Origin of the sequence: Pseudomonas sp. KCJK9016 (assembly GCF_046231795.1) — a bacterium.
Classification (GTDB): Bacteria; Pseudomonadota; Gammaproteobacteria; order Pseudomonadales; family Pseudomonadaceae; genus Aquipseudomonas; species Aquipseudomonas bananamidigenes.
In genome coordinates this window covers 15,892-35,840 of sequence record NZ_JBJJMM010000008.1, presented here as the reverse complement: position 1 = coordinate 35,840, position 19,949 = coordinate 15,892, and the positions used below count along the sequence as shown (strand labels likewise).

The following is a 19,949-nucleotide window of genomic DNA, read 5'->3' as shown; positions in this document are numbered from 1 at the left end:
TCACATGAGCAACGTTCCTTACAAGCGCCTGAACAAAGACGACGCCGTGGTCCTGCTGGTCGACCACCAGACCGGTCTGATCTCGCTGGTGCAGGATTTCTCGCCGAACGAGTTCAAGAACAACGTGCTGGCCCTGGGCGACATCGCCAAGTTCTTCAACCTGCCGACCATCCTCACCACCAGCTTCGACAGCGGCCCGAACGGCCCGATCGTGCCTGAGCTGAAAGCTCAGTTCCCGGACGCGCCGTTCATTGCCCGTCCTGGCCAGATCAACGCCTGGGACAACGAAGACTTCGTCAAGGCGATCAAGGCCACCGGCCGCAAGCAACTGATCATTGCCGGTGTGGTGACTGACGTGTGCGTAGCGTTCCCGACCCTGTCGGCCATCGCTGAAGGTTTTGAAGTGTTTGTGGTGACTGACGCTTCGGGCACTTTCAACACCACTGTGCAGCAAGCGGCCTGGGCGCGCATGTCGGCGGCGGGTGCACACCTGCTGAACTGGTTTGCTGTGGCGTGTGAGCTGCAGGGTGACTGGCGCAACGACATGGAAGGTCTGGCGAACCTGCTGTCCGAGCGTCTGCCGAACTATCGCAACCTGATCAACAGCTACACCAAGTTCACTGCCAAGTAATTGGCCGAAAAAAAATGCCCGCTGAAGAGCGGGCATTTTTTTGTCTGCCGAAAAGGGCTCAACGCTTTTGCAACCACCCCAGAAACCCGCCCTTGCGAACCGGCACAGGCTTGGCCATCAACGCCAGCCGACTGTTCTGCTGCCGTACCGCTTGCAACTTGGTCAGCGCCTGACCGACTTCGCTGCGCTGTTCCATGCACTGGCGGGTCAGGTTCTTGTCGAGACGGTAGATGATCGAAGACGTGAGCGCCGTGAATGTCGCCTGCGAAGGCGTATCGGCCAGAATGCTCTGTTCGCCCATGACTTCACTCGGTCCCATGCGTCCGGCTTCGGTGAAACCATTGCCGTCCGGCACGCTGGCGCTGACCACACCGGTGGCGATCACGAACAGGCTGTCGGGGACTTCTTCCAGACCGAGCACCACCTGCCCGGCACTGTATTGCTGCGCGACCATCGATTCGGCGAGGCGATCGCGTTCTTCATGGCTCAGCGAACGGAAGATTTTCACTTCGTCGAGCAAGGCCCGGGCGCGGGTCGAGGGTTCGATCACGCCGTCCGGATGCCGCGAGATGCCGGCGGCTTCGAGATGACGATGAGCGAGGTCGAACAATTGATTGCGCACTTCGCTTTTCTTGCCCAGTTCGGCGATGAAACCGCTGGCCACGTATTCCGACATTTCTTCGCCGGCCTCTTTGAGGACCGCTTTCGGCGCAGGCGTCAGCAGCAGACTGCTGCTGCCTTGCAGAGTGCGTTCGAGGGCGTCGAGCACGCGGCGCGGACGGATATGGTTCGGCACCTTGATACTGATCGACACGCCGTGCAGGTTGTTCGGACGGCTGAGGTTGACGATCTTGGCCTTGGCCGCTACCGAGTTCGGCACCACGGCCAGGGTTCCGGTGCTGCTCAACAGGTGCGTGGCGCGCCAGTTGATGTCGAGCACTTTGCCCTCGACGCCATCGATCACCACGAAGTCGTCCACCTGATACGGCTTGGTGGTGTTCAGTACGATGCCGGAAAACACGTCGGCCAAGGTGCTTTGCAGCGCGAGACCGATCACGATGGCTACCACCCCGGAGGTGGCAAGCAGGCCTTTGACCGGCAGGTCCAGCACATAACCGGCGGCTGCAACGATCGCCGCCAGAAACACCAGTGCGCCGATCACATCCTGCAGCAGACGGCCGCTGTGGCCGATGCGACGCATCAGGATCAGACCGATCAATTCGGTCAGTGCCCGAGCGGCGTACAGCCACCAGAGGATTCCCAGGGCCGTCGCGCCCAGTTGCGCCACCGGGTCATCGGCAAACACCGGCGCCTGCAACGGGCTCACGCCGGCGTTGATGACCAGTGCGCTGAACGCCAGAAACAGCACCAGCCGCACACCGACCCGTTGCGCGCGATGCTTGAACGGGACGAGGTGCCAGAGCAGGGCGTCGAGTACCAGCAGCAGGGCGCTCAAGGACAGCAGGTGGGCAGAAACAAAGGACATGATGAACTCCACGGTCTGGATGACAGACGCGGCGAGGGAGCTTGCTCCCGCCGGGCTGCGAAGCAGCCCCAAAATCTTCGACTCACCGGAGATTTTGTGGGTGCTGCGCACTCAAGCGGAAGCGAGCTCCCTCGCCACAGGTTGCACTCAGTTCAGATGGGTCTTGAGTTCTGCCGCTGCCTGGCGCACGGCGGCCTTCACTTCGGGAATCCCGTTCAGCGGGTTGAGCAGACCGAAGTCGTGGATCATCCCGTTGTAGCGCACCGAGGTCACCGGCACACCGGCGGCGTCGAGGTGGCGGGCGTAGCCTTCGCCTTCGTCACGCAGCACGTCGAACTCGGCGGTCTGCACCAGTGCAGCGGGCAGGCCCTTGAGCTGTTCGGCGCTGGCGTTGAGCGGCGAGGCATGGATCTGCGCACGCTCGGCCGGGTTGGTGGTGTAGTTGTCCCAGAACCACTGCATCATGCCTTTGGTCAGGAAGTGGCCCTCGGCGAATTGCTGGTACGAGCCGTTATCGAAACCGGCGTTGGTTACCGGCCACATCAGCAACTGGAAGCGCAGGGCCGGGGTTTTCTGTTCCTTGGACATCAACGCCACGACCGCCGCCATGTTGCCGCCGACGCTGTTGCCGGCCACCGCCAGACGCTTGCCGTCGACCCCGATGTCCTTGCCGTGCTCGGCCACCCACTTGGTTGCCGCGTAAGCCTGATTGATCGCAGTCGGGTACTGCGCTTCCGGCGACGGCGTGTAATCGACATACACCGCAACCGCGCCAGAGCCCACCACCAGATCACGGATCAGGCGTTGGTGCGTCGGGAAGTCACCCAGCACCCAGCCGCCACCGTGGAAGAACATGAACACCGGCAGTTCGCCCTTGACCTTGGCCGGACGCACCACTTTCAGGTTGATCGTCTGGCCATCGACCTTGATCGCCTTGTCGCTGACGTCAACACCCGACAGGTCAACCTTCACCGAAGCCTGGGCACCGGTCAGCACCGCACGGGCGTCTTTCGGGCTCAGTTGCTCCAGCGGTTTGCCGCCGCCGGCGGCGAGGGCATCGAGGAAGGCCTGGGTGTTGTGTTCGACGCCTGCGCCTTCGGCGGCGAATGCGTTGCCGACGGACAGGGCGAGGAGGGAAGCGGCGAGGGTTTTCTTGATGTTCATGTGCAATTCCTTTTCAGTCGTTTGAGTTTTTGTATGCGTCGGGATCGGGCTGCTGTGGCGCTGGGGTTCAGGCCTCAGCAACACCGTGAGCACAGATTAATGAGGTGCCGGAAAGTGAAAAAGCGGCTATAAAGCGTTTAACTGTCAACCAGAGAGTGACAATGAACCCGTTCGAAGACATGCGTATTTTTTGCCAGGTGATGGACTCCGGCAGTTTCACGGCGGCGGCCGATCAGTTGGGCCTGTCCAAGCAGTTCGTCAGTCGTCGGTTGATGCAACTGGAGGAGCGCCTCGGCGTGCGTTTGCTCAACCGCTCCACCCGGCGTCTGGACGTGACGCCGCTGGGACAGAGCTATTACGAATCGGCGCTGCGACTGTTGGGTGAAGTCGAACAGGTGGAGCAGGGCATCGCCGGGCAGACCGCCGAGCCGCGCGGAGCGATTCGCGTGAGTGCGCCGCTGTCGTTTGCACTGGCGCATCTGGGCTGCTTGCTGCCACCGTTTCTGCAGCGTTATCGCGAAGTCACGGTGGAGGTGGACCTGAGCGACCGGCCGGTGGATCTGCTTGGCGAGGGTTACGACCTGGCGTTGCGGATCGGTGTCCTGGAAGACTCGACGTTGATTGCCCGCCGCATTGCCGCCATCGAGCGGGTGTACTGTGCCAGTCCCGCTTATCTCGCCGAGCGTGGTACGCCGGTCAAACCGGAGGATCTGCTCAGTCATGACTGTCTGCCCTACGGGCACGGGCGTTCGGTGCAGTGGCGTTTCAATGCGGGGCAGGGCAAGCCGCAACTGGTGAATGTCACCGGGCGGATGCGGGTCAACAACGGTGAGTTGCTCCGGGATGCGGCCGTGGCGGGGATGGGGATTACCTACCTGCCGACGTTCATTGTCGGGGCCGCGCTGAGGGACGGGCGACTGGTGCCGGTGCTGGATGATTTGCGTCCGGAGCCGCTGATTCTGTCGGCGGTGTACCCGCAGCACCGTCAGACCTCGCGGCCAGTGCATGCGTTGATCGAGTTTTTGCGCGAGCGGCTGGATCAGGCGCAGGGGATTTCATAAGGGGCAGGTTTGAACCGGTGGACGGTGGCTTACAAGTTCGCAACAACCTGGATCGACCGGCTCGACTAGACTCGGGCCGCTCAATCAAGAGCCTCGTGCGGAGCGCGCCATGGAAGTGCCAGACCACAAGAACGTCATCGAAAGCAATCGTCGGGCGTGGAACGATTCGGCCCGTCATCATCAGGATTCACCTGACTGGCAGGCCTTGCTGGCCGAGGTCGCCCAGCCCGGTTTTTCCTGCCTCGACGACACCCTGCGCGGGCTGCTGGAGCAGGTCGGCATTGATGGCAAGGACGTCGTGCAACTGGGTTGTAACAATGGCCGCGAAAGCCTCTCGCTGTTTACGCTGGGGGCGCGAAGTGTCGTCGGTGTCGATCAGTCGGCGGCGTTTCTCGAACAGGCCCGGACGCTGAACAGCCGCTCGCCGCACCAGGCCCAATTCATCGAAGCCGATATTCACCATTTGCCCGAAGCGCTGCGCGGTCGTTTCGACGTGGCGCTGATCACCATCGGTGTCCTCAACTGGATGCCCGACATCGGCGAATTCTTCCGCCACGTCGCCTCGACCCTGAAACCGGGCGGACGACTGGTGATCTACGAGACCCACCCGTTTCTGGAAATGGTCGATCCCGTGGCCGAGGATCCGTTTCGCCTGGCGACCTCGTACTTTCGCCGCGAGCCGTTCGTGCAGCAGGAACCGATCGTCTACGTCGGCAAGGTCGAGCAACCGGCCGCGCCGTCGTACTGGTTCATACACACCCTCGGCGCCATCTTCACCGCGGCCCTCGAAGCCGGGCTGAACATTGCGCACTTCAAGGAATACCCGCACTCGAACCGGGAAGAGGCGTATGACCAGTACCTGAACCGCGAGGCGCAGATGCCGATGTGTTTTACGTGGGTGGGGGGGAAGGGCGAATAGCGTAACTCTCAAGTAGTTGAATGATTCAGCACATGCCCTGGTTGCGCACAGAGATCGATGCCAAGTGCATGAATAACTCTGAGCACAGTGTCAAAGCGGGGCTTGGCTCCCGGCGCGAAAGCTTTGTACAAGCTTTCACGACCCATTCCCGAGTCCTTGGCTATTTGAGTCATGCCGCGTGCCTTGACCACATAGCCGATTGCACGAAGAAACTCCTCGTTGTCACCGTCGGCCAGCACTTGGGAAAGGTATTCGCTGATGGCTTCATCGCTGTCCAGCAATGCTGCCATATCAAAAGTTGTCAAAGTCCGGCTCATGGTTAAACCTCCTTTGCCATTTTTTTTGCCCGTCTGATGTCCGCACCTTGTGATGATTTGTCTCCACCGACCAGCAGAACAATGACAACACCACTACGCATCGTAAAGTAGATCCGATACCCGGCCCCGACATCAACGCGCATTTCCGATACGCCGTCACCTACCGGTTTGATGTCGCCTAGATTACCTGCTGACGCACGTTCAATGCGACGAGCAATAGCAATCTTGGCTCGCACATCACGAATCGAGGTGTGCCATGCCATGAAGACTGCTGTTTGTTGTATGAAGTAGTTCATAGCTCGACTGTATCCACTTGGATACGATCGAGCAGTCAGTCAGTTCGTTTCTCAGACTTGGATGTGTCGTCAGTGTTTGTAGGCAAGAGGGAATTGATTTTGTAGGAACTTACAGTGGTGTAGCTCCTACAGATCGCAGTAAAAAGCTGTCAAGCCTGAGCAGCCGCCGTCACCACCGGCCGCCCCGGTTTGCGCAACGGATCCAGGCGCGAACCTTCATAGCGTGTCTCGCGGAAAAACCGCCAGCGCCCGAACAGTCCATAGACGTGCGTCACGCGCCCCTGCTCGTGATAACCCATGCGAATGTGCAGCTTCAGCGCCGGGATGTTGTGGGTTTCGCAGACGTCCACCACCTTGTGACAACCCTGGGCGGCCATGGCTTGCCAGAGGGTGACTTGCACGTCCACCGACAGGCTGCTGCCAAAGTAGGCGCGGGTCATTTCGCCGCCGAATTCGAAAAACTCGCCAGGCTGGACCGGGAAGTTGCAGCCGTAATAGTGGCGGTCGTGGTAATCGCGAACACTGCCCCAGATGAAAGCCACTGCGTGGCCATCTGCGTCCAGGTACATGTGCCCGGTATGACCTTCGGCTGCGAGTTCGGCCATGGTCTGCACACGGTCACCGAAATGCTTGCCGAACGCACCGGCATTCTGCGGCGTGATGTCGACCTTGCGCAGGCCTTCGTAGGGGCGCAGCTTGTGCGGCGGCACCGGGCTGATCAGGTCGCGCTCCATCCACAGCAGTTCCCAATGGAAGAACACGTAGCGTTTCCACAAGGTTGCAAAGGTGCGGCCCAGGCCTTTTTGCTTGATGCGTTCGCGCAGCTTTTCGATGACGCTCATGATGCCCTCCGTGGCCGAAGCCCGGGTGTTTTTGTGGTTGGCTTTTGTGGGTATAGATCACGCTGGCAAGCGCAATTCAAAGTGCCATCTCCGAAAGTGTTGCCAGGTGTGTAACTCAATCGAGTGCCGCGGCACCCCGTAGAAAATCCTTGTTCAGGTCGGCGTAGGAAACCCGTGGAACCCCCAGCAGCCGGCGCTCTAGCACGCGGCTCAGGGACTCTCCGGGTTGTAGATAGGCATCACCGAAATCAGGCCCGAGCTGATTCGGATGGGCGACGATTTCCAGCACGCCGTCGGTCGGCGCAGGCTCGTTGCGCAGGTCCACCGGGGTGCAGACATAGTCTGCCGTCGCACCGGCCAGGCCCTGCAAACGACGGTTGAGCAAACCCTTGAACAGGCGCTTCGGCAGGTTCAGGTTTTGTCCCAGGTTGCGCGCCAGTCGCACCGGTACGCCCTGATGGGCGGCGAAGCGTGCGACGATCTCGCCGATCGGCCAGATGTTGTGCACGTGCTGATGGGAGTCGAGATGGCTGGGGCGCACGCCGTGATCGACACAACGCTGCCACTGCGCCTGCAATTCCTGCTGCACCGCTTCACGATCTTCACGACCCAGCCACAGACTGTGCCGCGCAAGGCTCAGATCGAATACCCCGTGGCTGTCGCAGAAGTTGGGGCGGGCCAGAATTGCCTGGCTCAGTGGCCGGCCATAGGTCAGGTTGAAATGCAGGCCGACCCGACCTTCCAGCAAGGGATGACGAGCCATCGCGCAGGCGGCTTCGAACGCCGGCATGTTGGCCATGGCCGTGGCGGAACTGATGACCCCGGCCTGGAACGCGCTGAAAATCACCGCGTTTTCGTTCGGGCTCAGGCCGAAATCGTCAGCGTTGACTATGACTTGGCGAGGCATGTTCGCCCTCCGTGGTGATGGCGACGGGTTTGACGAGAGGTTTGGCGATTGCCGTTTTGCGTTGGGCGCGCCACTGTTGCAGTTTCGGTTTGAGCCGCTGCCAGACACGCAGTCCAAGCCCCAGCAACAGACCGCTCGGTCGCCATGAGTAAAAGCTCCAGCGCCAATGTTCCCGTTGTCCGGTCATGCGTTCGTGCAGTTGATGACTGGAGTTTTCCAGGCTGACCCGCGAGGCATCGATCCAGTGCCAGTGATCGTCCAGGCCCCAGCGAATCCATTCCTCCAGCAGCACCCGGCCGCTGCCCAGATCCGCGTACTGTGGCAGGAAAGCCAGGTTGTAATCATAGAGCCGGCCCTGTTCGAGCAATCCAAGCCGGTAGCTGATGCAACGGCCATCCAGTTCCAGCGTGACCATCCGAACCAGACCCTGGGCGGCGAGGGCGGTGAAGGCGTGTTCGATGCAACGTCGGCTGCGTTCGGTGGCGAAGATGCCGACGCCCTCGTCGCCTTTCCAGCTCACCGCTTCGACTTCAGCGATGGCCTGCAATAGCGGGCCGATGCTCAGCGCATCGGGAGTGATACGCCGCACCACCGCACCACAGGCGGCAATCCGTTTACGGGCGCGGCGCAGTTTGTAGCGTGGATCGCCGGAGACTTCCTGACGGTCCGCTTCGCTGATCAAGTGCACCGGCACCCGACAGCTCAGGCGTCGCTCGGCATTGGAGCTGTGGGCCATCCATGGCGCGAGGACACTTGTTTCGCCCACAGGCTCTGACAGTTCGTTGAGTTGCAGCAACGCGTGGGGGATGCGCCGGCGAATCAGCAGCAGCGCCTGACGCATGTCGTCGGCTGTCAGCACAGACAACAACGCCAGACGATCCGCCAGCGGATAGCCGAGGTGATGCACGACGGCAAACGGTATCCCGCCAAAGCGTTCACGACCGGCCACCAACGGCAGGCACAGGCGCAATTCGTCTGCTTCCCAGCCCAGCAGAATGTGCAGATGCTCACTCGCGTCGAGTGTCTGCTCTGCCGCGATCAGCCAGCCGAGGCTGTTGAACGGCGTGTGATCCGTCACCCGCAGGCGCAGCCTTTCATAGGCCGCTGCCGGGAAGTCAGGCGCGCACAACGAGGTGCGCCATTCGAATCGCGCCATAAGCTCAGGTCGCCGTTGCTGTAACGGATGGACGGGAAGGTTTGCGCAATGCATCCAGGCGCGAACCGCTGTAGCGGGTTTCGCGATAGAAGCGCCAACGCGCGAACAGGGTGTACACGTTCATGATCCGGCCCTGCTCGGTGTAGCCCATGCGCAGGTGCAGCTTGAGCGCCGGGATATTGTGGAACTCGCAGACGTCCACCACCTTGTCGCAGCCCTGGGCGGCCATGGCTTTCCACAGCTCCAGTTGCAGATCCACCGACAGCTCGGTGCCCCAATAGGAACGGGTCAGTTCACCGCCGAACTCGAAAAACTCGCCGGGCTTCACCGGAAACAGGCAACCGTAGTAGTGGCGGTCAAAATAGTCCCGTGCGCTGCCCCAGATGAAGGCCACCGCATCGCCGTGATCGTCGAGGTGCATGTGCCCGGTGTGGCCTTCGCTGGCCAGTTCCGCCATGGTACCGACGCGGTCACCGAAGTAGCGGGCGAAGGCGCTGGCGTTGTCCGGGGTGATCTTCACCACGCGCAACGGCGGATACGGTTTGAGGCTGTGGGGCGGCACCGGGCTGACAAGGTCACGCTCCATCCACAGCAGTTCCTGATGGGAAAAGACGTAGTGTTTCCACACCTTGGCCAGTGTGGCCCGCAGGCCTTTTTGTTTGATGTGTTCGCTGATTTTTTTCACAACGTTCATGGTCGGTACTCCTGATGACGTGGCATCGCGCGGCAAGTGGCCTGCGCGGCAGGACATCAACGGGCGGTTCATCCAGTGCGCCAGCTCAGGGAAAACAGGGTCTGCCCCGGCAGTTCGAAGCGCACACGACCGTCCTGACAACGGAAGGGCGCGTCGCGGCTGCGGTTGTCGGCGCCGAAATAGCGCAGGGCGCCGTTGTTCAACGGGCACTTGGCACCCGCCAGATCGACACGCTGCAACCGCGTGCCCTTGTTCACTCCCAGCAGGCCGCGCTGTTCGTCGCCGGCCATCGCCAGCACATCGACTTCGAACGCATCGTTTTCCAGCCATAGCACGTTGTGCAGCCAGTGTTGCCGGATGAACTGCTGGGCCAGGCCCACGGGTTTGAGTTCGAAATGTTGCTCATCCGCCGAGACGCGCAACATGCCTTTGGGGTATTCCGGCTCGTCGGCGGCCTGGAACCAGTTGAGCATGGTCAGCAAGCCGTCCTGGGAAGCGTTGATCACCACCGAGGCCCACCACAGCGAGGTGTAATGGGTTTCCTGATCGTAGGGGCTCAGGCTCGAGCCGCTGGACAGATTGGTCTGATCCAGCAGCAAGGCCTTGCGCGGCTGCCCCTTGGCATCAAGGCCCACCAGGTCGGCGGCGCGGCGCACGCTGTCGCGGTAGACGCGAGTGGCGAGCAGATCGCGGATCATCCACTCGTGCCAGGCCAGTGCATCGACCTGATCGGCGTACTCACCCAGCAGACGCCGGGCCCAGTCGATGCCGCGTTTGTCCGCGGCGTTGTCGGCGAACGGGCCGTTGACCAGCCGCGAACTGGCCGGCATCGCGATGCGCACACCGGCCCGGGCGTTGGCCGGATCGCTGCGCACCTGACGGGCCATGCTGGTGAAGATCGAACGGTATTGCTCGTAACTCGAATAGTTGAGATTGGGCTCGTCGGCAAAACCGATGTAGTGCGTGCCTTTGCCGCCAAGCAGTTGTGTACTCGCGAGCCAGGCGTCGAGGCCACCGTTGCTTTGCCCATCGGCGCGCAAGTCGGCCTGACGCTGACTGCCGGCGAGCAAAGTGATGTCCTGATGAATGCCAAAACGGTCCTGATAGACCTGGCGAAACGCATCTTCGAAGTGCGGTTTTCTCGCCGTCACGTCCACGAAACTGTAGTAACTGGCGGCCGTCGGTTTCAGTGCGTCGAGGGCGGCATGGCTGGCGGGCGGCGGCATCACGTAGGGCAGGGCGATGCCCAGGTCCGGCGTGCGGCCAAGGATCTTGTCGTGCAGGGTCAGGCGGGTCTGGCCGTCGTCTTCGCGCAGCGGTTTGAGCTGTTGCGGGTTCTGCGCAAACAGATTGGCCGTGCCGTCGAGCCAGAACGCCGCTTTACCGCTGCATTGCAGACGCAGGCGCCAGATTTGTTCTCGGTCACTGACCGGCAGCGCGACCTGATCGAATTGCCAATAGGCGCGATAAGGTTTGAGCGCCAGCGACAGCTGTTGCCCGTCGCCGACCCGTTGCGCCTGCAAGGCGCTGACGCCGCCGTGGAACTTGCCCGCGAGCACGGCGTGTTCACCCGGTGCAATCTTGAAAAACAGCTCATCCCCGTCACGGGTTTCAGCGCTGAAATGCACCTTGGCCGGAGCGAACAGCGCCACGGTGTTTTCGTCGTGTTCGACCCGGTAATTGCGGAAGCTATAGCCGGGAATCTCCAGTTGATAACTCGCCGGCCCCGGCAGCAAAGGCCAGCTCTGGCTGCCACGGGTTTCGCTGGCCTTGATGAACCGGTCGCCCTGCAATCTGCCCTGGCCGTCGAGCAGGTACAGATGCTCTTCGTTGGCGTCCGCCTGCCACGCCGGCGCCCAGCGTATGGTCACGGTGTCGGGGCGATCCGCTTGCAGGTACAGGCTGCCGTCGCGAATGTCGCCCCAGCGCATCGACGCTGCGAAGGCGTCCAGCGACAGGCCGAGTCCGAGCAGCAGGGCCAGGCTTTTCATGCGGATTTCCGTTGTAAAAAGCGACGCTGCAACATCAGCCACATCGGTGCGATGTCACTGGGCACGATGATCAGGGTTTGCCAGAACGGCACGCCGCTCAACCGGCAATACAACACCAGCATGGCGAGCGTCACCGCCAGATAGGCAATAGATGATGCCGCCGCGGCGCCGACGATGCCGTAAGTCGGGATCAGCACCACGTTCAGCGCCAGGTTGAGCAGGGCGCCGAGACCCATCAGCAGCGACACGGTGCCGGGGCGATTCTTGCCCAACAGGTCGAGGCGCAGAATGCTCGCGTAACACAGGCCCAACAGGCCCGGCAGCAACGCCAGCAGTGCCGGATACGCCGGTTGGTAGGCGATGCCGAACAACGTGACGATCAGCCATTCGCCGATCACCGCCATGCTCAGGCAGGCGCCGAGCATCACCGTGGCGGTCAGGCGCAGGGCCAGCGGGGTGACCTTGTCCATGCCGTCGTCCTGTTGCAACAGGCGTTTCATCAACGGTGTGGTCACCGCTTCGGGGACGATCAGCAGCAGTTCGGCGGCAGCGCTGGCCATGGCGTAATGCCCCAGCGCGGCACTGCCGAGCAGCGCGCCGATGAACAGGTAATCGGAACGCAGGATGACTTGCTGGAACAGCAGATCCGGATGGCTGCGGGCACTGTAGCGCAACAGTTCGTGCTGGCTGGCGCGATCCCATTGCAGCTGCAACGGCTGTGCGCGCTTGAGCCAGACCCAACCGGCCAGCACCACCAGACTGATCCCGGCCAGCCAACTGATCAGTGCGGCTTCCAGTGCTGCTTCTTTCCACATCCAGAACAGCGCGAGAAACAGCAGCAGCGGCGCCAGGGATTCCACCAGGCGCAAGGCATTGAAGGCGACCACACCGCCGGATGCATTGTGCAGTGTCAGCAAGCCGCTTTTGAGTACGGTCAGCGGCACCGCCAGCAGCAACAGCCACGCCAGCAGGCCCAGTTGTACGGTCACGTCCAGTTCACTGCCGAACTCACGCACCAGCGCCACCACCAGCAAGGTCAACAGCCCCGCCAGCAGACAACCGAATACCAGCACCTGGGCCAGCAACAACCCCATCGGCCGCTGCTTGGCGGCCTGATAACCGACGGCGGAATTCAAACCGCCACTGGTGGCTGCGCTGATCAGATCGGGCAGGGTGCTGAGCAGTGCGAACAAACCGCGCTCGCTGGGACCGAGGATCCGCGCCAGCAACACGTTCCTCAGCAGGCGCAGGGCGATCATCGCCAGTTTGGTGCCCATGCTCAGCGCCAGGTGCTTGAGGTAACGGCTTCGACTCATGGCCGCGCCCCGCGAAAGATCCGCCACGACAGCAGTTCGGGATTGCGCGCGGTACGTTGACTGACGCCGAAGCGCGGCAGGTTCAGCGGATCGCCGGCACCGCGATAGATACCGGTGGCAGTACCAAGGGCGAACGGATAATCGTGGTGGGCAATCTGTTCGCGGACTCGTGCGTCGTTGTCGCCGTTGGGGTAGCAGTAAACCGGCAATGGCCGGTTGCAGCCGTTGTTCAGGGCAGTGCGGCTGCGGCTGATTTCTTCGCCCAGGCGCACATCGTCAAGTTGGGTGAGGATCGCGTGGCTGGCACCGTGGGGGCCGAATCTCACCAGGCCGGAAGCTTCCATTGCCCGTACCTGATGCCAGTCCAGCGCCTGGGGCAGAGACTCTGGCGGGCATTCGCCGGTCAGGCGTTCGAGCAGTGCGGGGTCGCAGCTCTTCAGGCCTTGCAGATAGTGCAGCAGCGTGAGGCTGCGGCGATCCACGTCGATATCATCCAGCAGCACCGGCAAGGGATGGTGCGTGGCCTGCAGGCATTCGATCAGATGCATGCGTGACTTTTCACCGTGGCTGCCCCACAGGGTTTCACCGATGCTTTCCCACCAGAAGCGCTGGCGGCTGCCGATGAAATCCGTGGACAGAAAAATGCTCGCCGGCACCTGATGTTTCTGCAAAAGCGGGAAGGCGTTGGCGGCGTTGTCGCGCCAGCCGTCATCGAAGGTCAACGCCACTTGCGGGCGTTCGCGGCGCAGGGCGTTGGGCTGCAGGATTTCCATCAGCGGCACGCAATCGAAGTGCCTGCGCAGCCATACCAGCAAGTGCTCGAAGGCTTTCGGGCCGACGCACAGTTCATTGCGATGCGGCAGGTCGGCGGCGCGGTCGTTGGACAGCACCCGGTGCAACATCAGGATCACCCCGGCGCCGTGCAACTGGTTTCGTCCCACGGGCGAGTTGAGATAGAGCCAGCCACTGGTGCGTTTTATCAGTTGTTTGATCGCCATGGCTCGAGCCCTCTCAACGGTTCTGGTCAGGATTCCACTGGGCGTAGCGCTGGCCGCGCAGGAACTGCCACAGGCCGATGCTCATCCCGGCCAGAGTCACCAGCAGGAATGCCGCCAGACGGAACGGTTTGGGTAGGCGATGCTGCGAATCCAGCAGACCGGCAATCGCAATGGTGTAGCCGATCAATTGCACGATCAGGCTCAGCCGATAGAAACCGTGGTCATCCCACAACCAGAAATTGCTCAACAGCAGCGGCAGCAACAGGATCGGCGCCAGACGCCGGATCAATTTGTGGCTGATCAGCGCAATCGAATACAACCCGTGCTTGAGCGGATTGAGCAGCTCGCTGCGCTGGGCCAGGCTTTGCAAGCCGCCGACGGTGACCCGCTGACGACGACGGAACTGTTTGTCCGCTTCATCCACGCCGTGATCGATGACCTGGGCGTCAGGCACATAGACGATGCGTTTGAATTTCGCCGGTGCGCAGGTGCTGATGAAAAAGTCGTCGTTGACTTCCGCCGGCACGTTCTCGAACAGTTCGCGGCGCAGGGCGAGCAGCGCGCCATCGGCGGACACCATGCAGCCGGTACGATTCTCGACCCGGCGCAGCCAGCCTTCGTAATGCCGGTACAGACTGTCGCCGACACTCAAACCGCCGCCCGTGACGGGAATCACCATGTGCCCGGCGCAGGCGCCGACCTGCGGATCGCTCAGGGGGGCGAGCAGGTAGCCGAGGGTTTCCCGTGACCATTGGTTGTCGGCATCGGTGAACACCAGAATGTCGCCGGTGGCCAGGGCCACGCCGGCATTGAGTGTCGCGGCTTTGCCCTGACGCGGCAGATCGAGCACGGTAATCCGTGGATCGACGACCTTGTGCGCGCAGGCCACGGTGTCGTCGCTGGAACCGTCGCTGGCCAGAATGATTTGCAGGGAAGCCGGCTGGTAGTCCTGGGACAGCAACGAGCGCAGCTTGTGCTCGATATGTCGCGCTTCGTTGTGGGCGGCGATCACGATGCTGATGTTCAGCGGTGGCGCCGGGCTGTGGCGCCACGCCGGGAACAACGGCGCCAGCAACGTCAGCAGCACCGGGTAGCCGACGTAGGCGTACACCGGGAGCAACAGGCACATCCAGAAAATGAACTCAGCCACGGGCAGGCCTCCTGGCGTTCCAATGACACAGACTGAGAATGAACGCCGCGCCGGCCAGGTGCAGGCGTACCCAATGCAGCCCCCACAGTTGCAGGGTCAGGCCGATATCGTGCTGGCGACGACTCTGACGGATGCTCAGTACCAGCGCCGGAATCGTGGTCAAGGTCACCATGATCGCTGCGTGATGGGGAAAACCGTTGAGCAGTGCAGAGAGGGCCAGCAGGTCCAGCAGCCACGCCAACAGCGACAACAGCGGAAAACGCAGCAGACGCAGGCTGAAACCGTGGGTGCGCAGCAGTTGCAAATGGCTGCCCTGACGCCACATCTCCTTGCCCATCCACTCCCGCCAGTTCATTTCGTAACCCCAGTGCAGGGCCACGGTTTCATTGACCGACAGCAACCGCGCACCCTGTTCGCTCTGGCGCAGGGTGAATTCCTTGTCTTCGCCGGTGCGCAGGGATTCGTTGAAGCCACCGACCCTGTCGAACCAGCGCCGATGCATCAGCAGGTTGGAACTGGGCAGCCAGTCCACGGCATGGGCCTGATGACTGACCGGGCGCAGGGTGCGGCGTTGCCAGGCCACGGCGTACCACGGTGCGCTCGCTGGCGTGTGCAGATCCAGGCCGAACACATCGGCGTGGCCCTCGGCTTCGAGGGCGAACAGCCCGGTCAGCCAGTCTTCGGGCATTTCAATGTCGGCATCGATGAACGCCAGCCAGTCACCGGTGGCGATGGCGGTGCCGCGATTGCGCAGGGCGCCGATCAAAACGCCCGGCACCACCAGCACCTGCGCGCCGAACTGGCGGGCGATCTGCGGGCCGTCATCGCTGGACCCGTTATCGACCACGATCAGTTCGCACTCGACATTGGCGGCGTGGGCGGCTTTCTGCGCCGCCAGCAGGGTACGGCCGATGTGGCGACCCTCGTTGTACATCGGGATGACGACACTGATCCGGCTCATGCCCTGGTCTCCACCAACGGGGCTTGCTCGGCCTTCAGGCGCAGGACACTGGTCAGCGCGAGCATGATCCACACGTACTTCTGGTTCGGTGCACTGAGGAACATCAGGAACAGGGTCAGGGACAGGTAACTCACTCCCAGATGGGTCAGTATGTCGGCCTGCTCCCAGTCACGCCGCAGCATCCAGGCGCGGCGCGCACGCATCATGTTGTACAGGCCCAGCCCGAGCATGCCGACGAACAGCAGACCGGCGGGAATCCCCAGTTCGCTGAAGATTTCCAGGTAGGTGTTATGGGCCCGGCGGTACAGGTCGCCGATCTTGCGGTTGGCAGAGAATGTCTTGGCGTAGCCGGTGGTGGCGTAATGCAGCGGAAAGGTGCCGGGGCCGGAACCGAGCAGCGGGTTTTCGCGGATCATCTGGCTGCCGACCACGATGTACGAAGCGCGGCGGCCCAGGGATTCGTCATCGTGGCCACGGGCGCCGGCGCTCAACACGCTCAGCGACTGGATTCGTGCCAGGTAGCCGGCGGGCATGGCGTAGATCGCCAGCGGAATCACGATGGCTGCGCCGAGCATGGCGAAGCCCAGGTGCCGGGGCCGGATGCGCGTCAGTTGCGCCCGGTAATGCCAGCAACCGATCACCAGACTCAATGCCAGCACCACCAGCCCGGAGCGCGATTCGGTCTTGGTCATGCCGCCGAGCAGCAACAGGCAGCAACCGCCCCAGAACAAACGGTGCAACAGGTTCGGGCTGCGAATGATCAGCAGCAGGCCCAGCGGTACGGCGAAGGCGATCAGCATGGCGAAGGCGTTCGGGTCTTCGAGAAGGCCGGCGGCGCGGCCCTGATCCTGGAATTTCGTCGAGAACATCGCCATCGCACAGGTGGCGCTGACGGCCAGCGTCACCAGGCGGGCGAACAGGTCGAGGTTCAGCTCACGACCGATCAGCAAGGTGATGACGAACAGGATCAGACCGACGCTGAGTTCACGCAGATGACCCAGCGACATGCCCAGATCATCGGTGTCGAGCAGGCTCAGGAAGTACAGCACCATGAACCAGACCAGGTAGCGCCAGATATTGCTGCGCAGGCGTTCCGAGGGAATCTGGTGCATCGCCAGTTGCAGCATCAGGATCACCGCCAGCGATGCACCGATGAGCTTGCTGCCCGACAGCGAGCTGTCCTTGAAGAAACCCTCGAACGGCACCAGCGCGGCGATGCCGAGCAGACCCCAGGTCGGCTTGCGGTACAGCACGGCGAACCCCACCAGGCCGAGCACCGCACCCGGCGCAAGATAGGGCCACGGGCTGGCCAGCAGGGCGATGCAGACCAGGCCCAGCAAGCTGACGATCGAGAGCGGGAAAATCATGCGCGTGCCTCCCGTGCCGTGCGGATATACAGCTGCGACCAGCGTTCAGCCAGGGCCTTGAGGTCGTAGCGGTCCTGTTGCGTGCGTTTTGCGTTGTCCCGCAGTTTGCGCGCCAGCCCTGGGTCACTCAGCAGTGTGTCGAGCTGACGGCTCAGCGCGCTGCTGTCGGTGGGCGCGGCCAGCAGGCCGTTGTGCCGGTGTTCCAGCACATCGGGAATCCCGCCGACACCGAAGGCCACCACCGGCACCCCGGTCTGCATGGCCTCCAGCAGAATCATTGGCGTGCCTTCGGTGCGCGAGCTGATCACCAGCGCGTCGAGTCGCTGCCACCAGCGGCGCATGTCGGTCTGATAACCCGGCAGACGAATGCGCTGCTGCAGTCCCGCGGCGTCGATCCGTGCCCGCAACGCCTCGCGTTCCGGGCCGTCACCGAGCATCACCGCGTCGAGCTGCGGGTGCTGATGACACAGCGGGATCAGGGCGTCGAGGAACAGATCCGGGCCTTTCTCGCTGCTCAGTCGGCCGACATAACCGGCGAGCCAGCGCGGATTTTCGGCTTGCAGGGTGCGCTCGGCGACCGCCGCCGGCAGACCGTTGGGGATCACTTGCAGCTTCTCCGCCCGCACGCTGGCCTGGCGGTGCAGCACCGCAATGCTCTCGGCCACGCACACTACCCGGTCCACCGACGCCGTTCGGCACAGTTGCAGGCTGAGCCAGGTGTAGAACTTCTGCTTGCGGCTGCGCGGGGTGAAACCGTGCTGCGTGATTACCAGCGGCAGACGCAACAGCGAAGCGCCGATCCAGCCGAACAGCAGGCCCTTGAAGTTATGGGTGTTGATCAACGGACGCTCTGCCCGGCGCTGGCGCAGATGCCCGAGCAGGGCGCCGAGACCGGCGCAACCCTGTGCATCGACGCCGGCTTCGCGAAAACGCTCGATCAACTCCGCTGGCGCATCGAGAAACAGCACCTGATGCTGCCCCGGTGTCGCCAGGCAATGATCCAGCAACATCCGTTCGGCCCCATAGAAGCCGCCGCTGCTGAGCAAATGAATGATCGGCAGCGCGGCGTTCGGGGAGGACGGCGTGTTCAATTGCGCACCCAGTGCATGAAGCTCGGCACCGTCCAGTTCTTGTAGGGGTTGCCGGGTTGGGTGCTCTCGTCGTTGATCACCAGCAGCACCGGCACACCCAGTTCGTGACTGATTTGCGCCGGGTGTTTGAAGCGGTGATCGAAGAACTCGCGCACGTAGACCAGGGCAATCGCCAGCAGCAGGCCGGTGAACAGACCGAACGGAATGATCAGCAACGGTTTGGGGAACGCGGCCTCGGTCGGCTCGAACGGCGGGCTCAGGACCCGGGCGTTGGACAGGTCGTCGTTCAACGCACGGGTGGTGCTGCTTTCGGCGAAGCGCTGGGCGTAGGTCGAGAACGCGGCGTGCAGGGCATCGATTTCGGTGTCCATCTGCCGCAGCTTGCTCTGGGTCTGCTGCAGATCGCGGATGCGCGCCTTGAACTCGGCGATGCGCGCAGTCTTCTGATCGATCACCTGTTGCACCACCGCCAGATCGTTGGTGCGTTCCTGAATGCGGTTGCTCACCACTTTGAGGAATTGCTGGCGGGTCCGGGCGATCTGTTCGCGGGTCAGCAGCATCGGCTCGCTGCCGGGCTGGAACACCGCCAGATCATTCATGTAGCGGCTGACCTGGGTGGTCAGTTGCTCGCCCAGCTGTTTGATCTCGCGGTCTTCGAACGCCACGTTGTCGACGGTGGTGGTGAAGGTGTAGGGAAAGGTGTAGTCGTTCAGCTTGTTGTTGGCAGCGGCGGCCAGGCTGGTTCTCAGGTACTCCAGCCAGCGCTGGCTTTGCAACAGGCGATCCTGATACAGGTTCAGCGCCTGTTCTTCGGTGTTGATCGCGTTCAGGCGGAAGGTGATTTCCTCCTTCGGATCCGCTGCGCCGACACTCTCGAGCAAGGCCTGGCGATTGGCTTCCAGCCCGTCGAGACGCACTTGATACAAGTGCTTTTTGCTCTCGTAGAAAGACTGCGGCAGGTCGATCGATTGCAGGGCCTGACGGCTCACCAGGTAGTTTTGCAGCAGGGCGGCGACGAAGGTCGTGCCTTGATGCGGATCGGGGAAGCTGTAGATGATCGAGATCACGTTGGAGCCGGGCAGGGTCTCGATCTTCAGGCTGTCGATGGCCTGTTGCGTCAGGCCGTCGAGCACGGTGTCACGCACCGGATCGGTCTCCAGGCCCAGCAGGTTGCGCAGCGGGTTGATCAGGTACTGGCGCAGGGGCGAGGTGATGAAGCGCCGGAACGGATCGCCGATCAGCCTGGCGAACATCCCGGGTGGCGGGGTGTATTCACCCTTGTCCCGCAGCTCGCTGATGGTCTGACGGATCAGCGCCGGCGAACGCAGGATGTTGCTTTCGGTTTCCATGTCCGCCAGCGACGGCGGGATGAAGGTGGCGTTGTCCACGGTCAGCGACGTGGTGGCGTCGCCCTGGGAGAGTTTTTTCGACTGCACGATCACCTGGGCGGTGATATCGAAGCTCTGTTTGAGCACCAGCGGCAGCACCAGCGCGATCACTGCAAAGATCAGGAAGACACGCTTCACCAGCCGTTTGTTGGCGAAGAAGATCCTGAAGAACTCATGCAGGTAGTTTTCCTTTGGATTCATGTCAGGTCACCCG

The 19,949-nt window shown here is 62.3% G+C and carries 19 protein-coding genes; 3 read left to right on the top strand and 16 right to left on the bottom strand.

Annotated features, from left to right (window positions below):
• Positions 1-4 precede the first annotated feature (4 nt).
• Complete coding sequence (gene ycaC, locus ACK6BI_RS09740; RefSeq protein ID WP_310064884.1) at positions 5-631, top strand: isochorismate family cysteine hydrolase YcaC; 627 nt, start codon at positions 5-7, stop codon at positions 629-631.
• 58 nt (positions 632-689) lie between these two features.
• On the opposite strand, the gene ACK6BI_RS09735 is transcribed toward ycaC, so the two are convergent.
• A complete protein-coding gene (locus ACK6BI_RS09735; RefSeq protein WP_409316917.1) occupies positions 690-2,117 on the bottom strand; it encodes a mechanosensitive ion channel domain-containing protein in 1,428 nt (475 codons plus the stop codon).
• A gap of 147 nt (positions 2,118-2,264) precedes the next feature.
• Positions 2,265-3,281: an alpha/beta hydrolase gene (locus tag ACK6BI_RS09730; RefSeq protein ID WP_409316916.1), complete on the bottom strand. Its 1,017-nt coding sequence runs from the start codon at positions 3,279-3,281 to the stop codon at positions 2,265-2,267.
• Between the two features lie 161 nt (positions 3,282-3,442).
• Between ACK6BI_RS09730 and ACK6BI_RS09725 the strand changes: the two genes are divergently transcribed.
• Complete coding sequence (locus ACK6BI_RS09725; RefSeq protein WP_409316915.1) at positions 3,443-4,342, top strand: LysR family transcriptional regulator; 900 nt, start codon at positions 3,443-3,445, stop codon at positions 4,340-4,342.
• 109 nt (positions 4,343-4,451) lie between these two features.
• A complete protein-coding gene (locus ACK6BI_RS09720; protein WP_409316914.1) occupies positions 4,452-5,261 on the top strand; it encodes a class I SAM-dependent methyltransferase in 810 nt (269 codons plus the stop codon).
• Between the two features lie 8 nt (positions 5,262-5,269).
• Here the strand turns inward: ACK6BI_RS09720 and ACK6BI_RS09715 are convergent, their stop codons facing one another.
• From ACK6BI_RS09715 to ACK6BI_RS09650, 14 genes are all read right to left on the bottom strand, one after another.
• The gene (locus ACK6BI_RS09715) at positions 5,270-5,578 is read right to left on the bottom strand and encodes an addiction module antidote protein (protein ID WP_409316913.1); all 309 of its coding nucleotides are present in this window, start codon (positions 5,576-5,578) and stop codon (positions 5,270-5,272) included.
• 2 nt (positions 5,579-5,580) lie between these two features.
• Positions 5,581-5,874 carry a type II toxin-antitoxin system RelE/ParE family toxin gene (locus ACK6BI_RS09710; protein ID WP_409316912.1) on the bottom strand — a complete coding sequence of 98 codons (294 nt, stop codon included), beginning with the start codon at positions 5,872-5,874 and terminating at the stop codon, positions 5,581-5,583.
• Positions 5,875-6,023: 149 nt separating this feature from the next.
• Positions 6,024-6,716, bottom strand: coding sequence for a GNAT family N-acetyltransferase (locus ACK6BI_RS09705; RefSeq protein WP_065261813.1), 693 nt, complete (start codon positions 6,714-6,716; stop codon positions 6,024-6,026).
• A 115-nt stretch (positions 6,717-6,831) separates the two neighbouring features.
• Positions 6,832-7,623, bottom strand: coding sequence for a ChbG/HpnK family deacetylase (locus tag ACK6BI_RS09700; protein ID WP_409316911.1), 792 nt, complete (start codon positions 7,621-7,623; stop codon positions 6,832-6,834).
• Positions 7,595-8,779: a GNAT family N-acetyltransferase gene (locus ACK6BI_RS09695; RefSeq protein ID WP_409316910.1), complete on the bottom strand. Its 1,185-nt coding sequence runs from the start codon at positions 8,777-8,779 to the stop codon at positions 7,595-7,597. The genes ACK6BI_RS09700 and ACK6BI_RS09695 overlap by 29 nt, the downstream gene beginning before the upstream one ends.
• Before the next feature lie 4 nt (positions 8,780-8,783).
• Entirely contained in the window at positions 8,784-9,473 is a 690-nt protein-coding gene (locus tag ACK6BI_RS09690) for an N-acetyltransferase (RefSeq protein WP_409316909.1), read from the bottom strand.
• 68 nt (positions 9,474-9,541) lie between these two features.
• Entirely contained in the window at positions 9,542-11,464 is a 1,923-nt protein-coding gene (locus ACK6BI_RS09685) for a hypothetical protein (RefSeq protein ID WP_409316908.1), read from the bottom strand.
• Positions 11,461-12,780, bottom strand: a complete 1,320-nt coding sequence (locus tag ACK6BI_RS09680; RefSeq protein ID WP_409316907.1) for a lipopolysaccharide biosynthesis protein — start codon at positions 12,778-12,780, stop codon at positions 11,461-11,463. Before ACK6BI_RS09680 ends, ACK6BI_RS09685 begins: the two co-directional genes overlap by 4 nt.
• On the bottom strand, positions 12,777-13,778 hold the full coding sequence (locus ACK6BI_RS09675; protein WP_409316906.1) for a polysaccharide deacetylase family protein: 1,002 nt from the start codon (positions 13,776-13,778) through the stop codon (positions 12,777-12,779). The genes ACK6BI_RS09680 and ACK6BI_RS09675 overlap by 4 nt, the downstream gene beginning before the upstream one ends.
• A 13-nt stretch (positions 13,779-13,791) precedes the next feature.
• The gene (locus ACK6BI_RS09670) at positions 13,792-14,928 is read right to left on the bottom strand and encodes a glycosyltransferase family 2 protein (protein WP_409316905.1); all 1,137 of its coding nucleotides are present in this window, start codon (positions 14,926-14,928) and stop codon (positions 13,792-13,794) included.
• On the bottom strand, positions 14,921-15,889 hold the full coding sequence (locus ACK6BI_RS09665; RefSeq protein WP_409316904.1) for a glycosyltransferase: 969 nt from the start codon (positions 15,887-15,889) through the stop codon (positions 14,921-14,923). Before ACK6BI_RS09665 ends, ACK6BI_RS09670 begins: the two co-directional genes overlap by 8 nt.
• Positions 15,886-17,256 carry an O-antigen ligase family protein gene (locus tag ACK6BI_RS09660; RefSeq protein ID WP_409316903.1) on the bottom strand — a complete coding sequence of 457 codons (1,371 nt, stop codon included), beginning with the start codon at positions 17,254-17,256 and terminating at the stop codon, positions 15,886-15,888. The genes ACK6BI_RS09665 and ACK6BI_RS09660 overlap by 4 nt, the downstream gene beginning before the upstream one ends.
• Entirely contained in the window at positions 17,253-18,359 is a 1,107-nt protein-coding gene (locus tag ACK6BI_RS09655; protein ID WP_409317028.1) for a glycosyltransferase family 4 protein, read from the bottom strand. The genes ACK6BI_RS09660 and ACK6BI_RS09655 overlap by 4 nt, the downstream gene beginning before the upstream one ends.
• Entirely contained in the window at positions 18,344-19,936 is a 1,593-nt protein-coding gene (locus tag ACK6BI_RS09650) for a Wzz/FepE/Etk N-terminal domain-containing protein (protein WP_065261823.1), read from the bottom strand. The genes ACK6BI_RS09655 and ACK6BI_RS09650 overlap by 16 nt, the downstream gene beginning before the upstream one ends.
• Between the last annotated feature and the right edge of the window lie 13 nt (positions 19,937-19,949).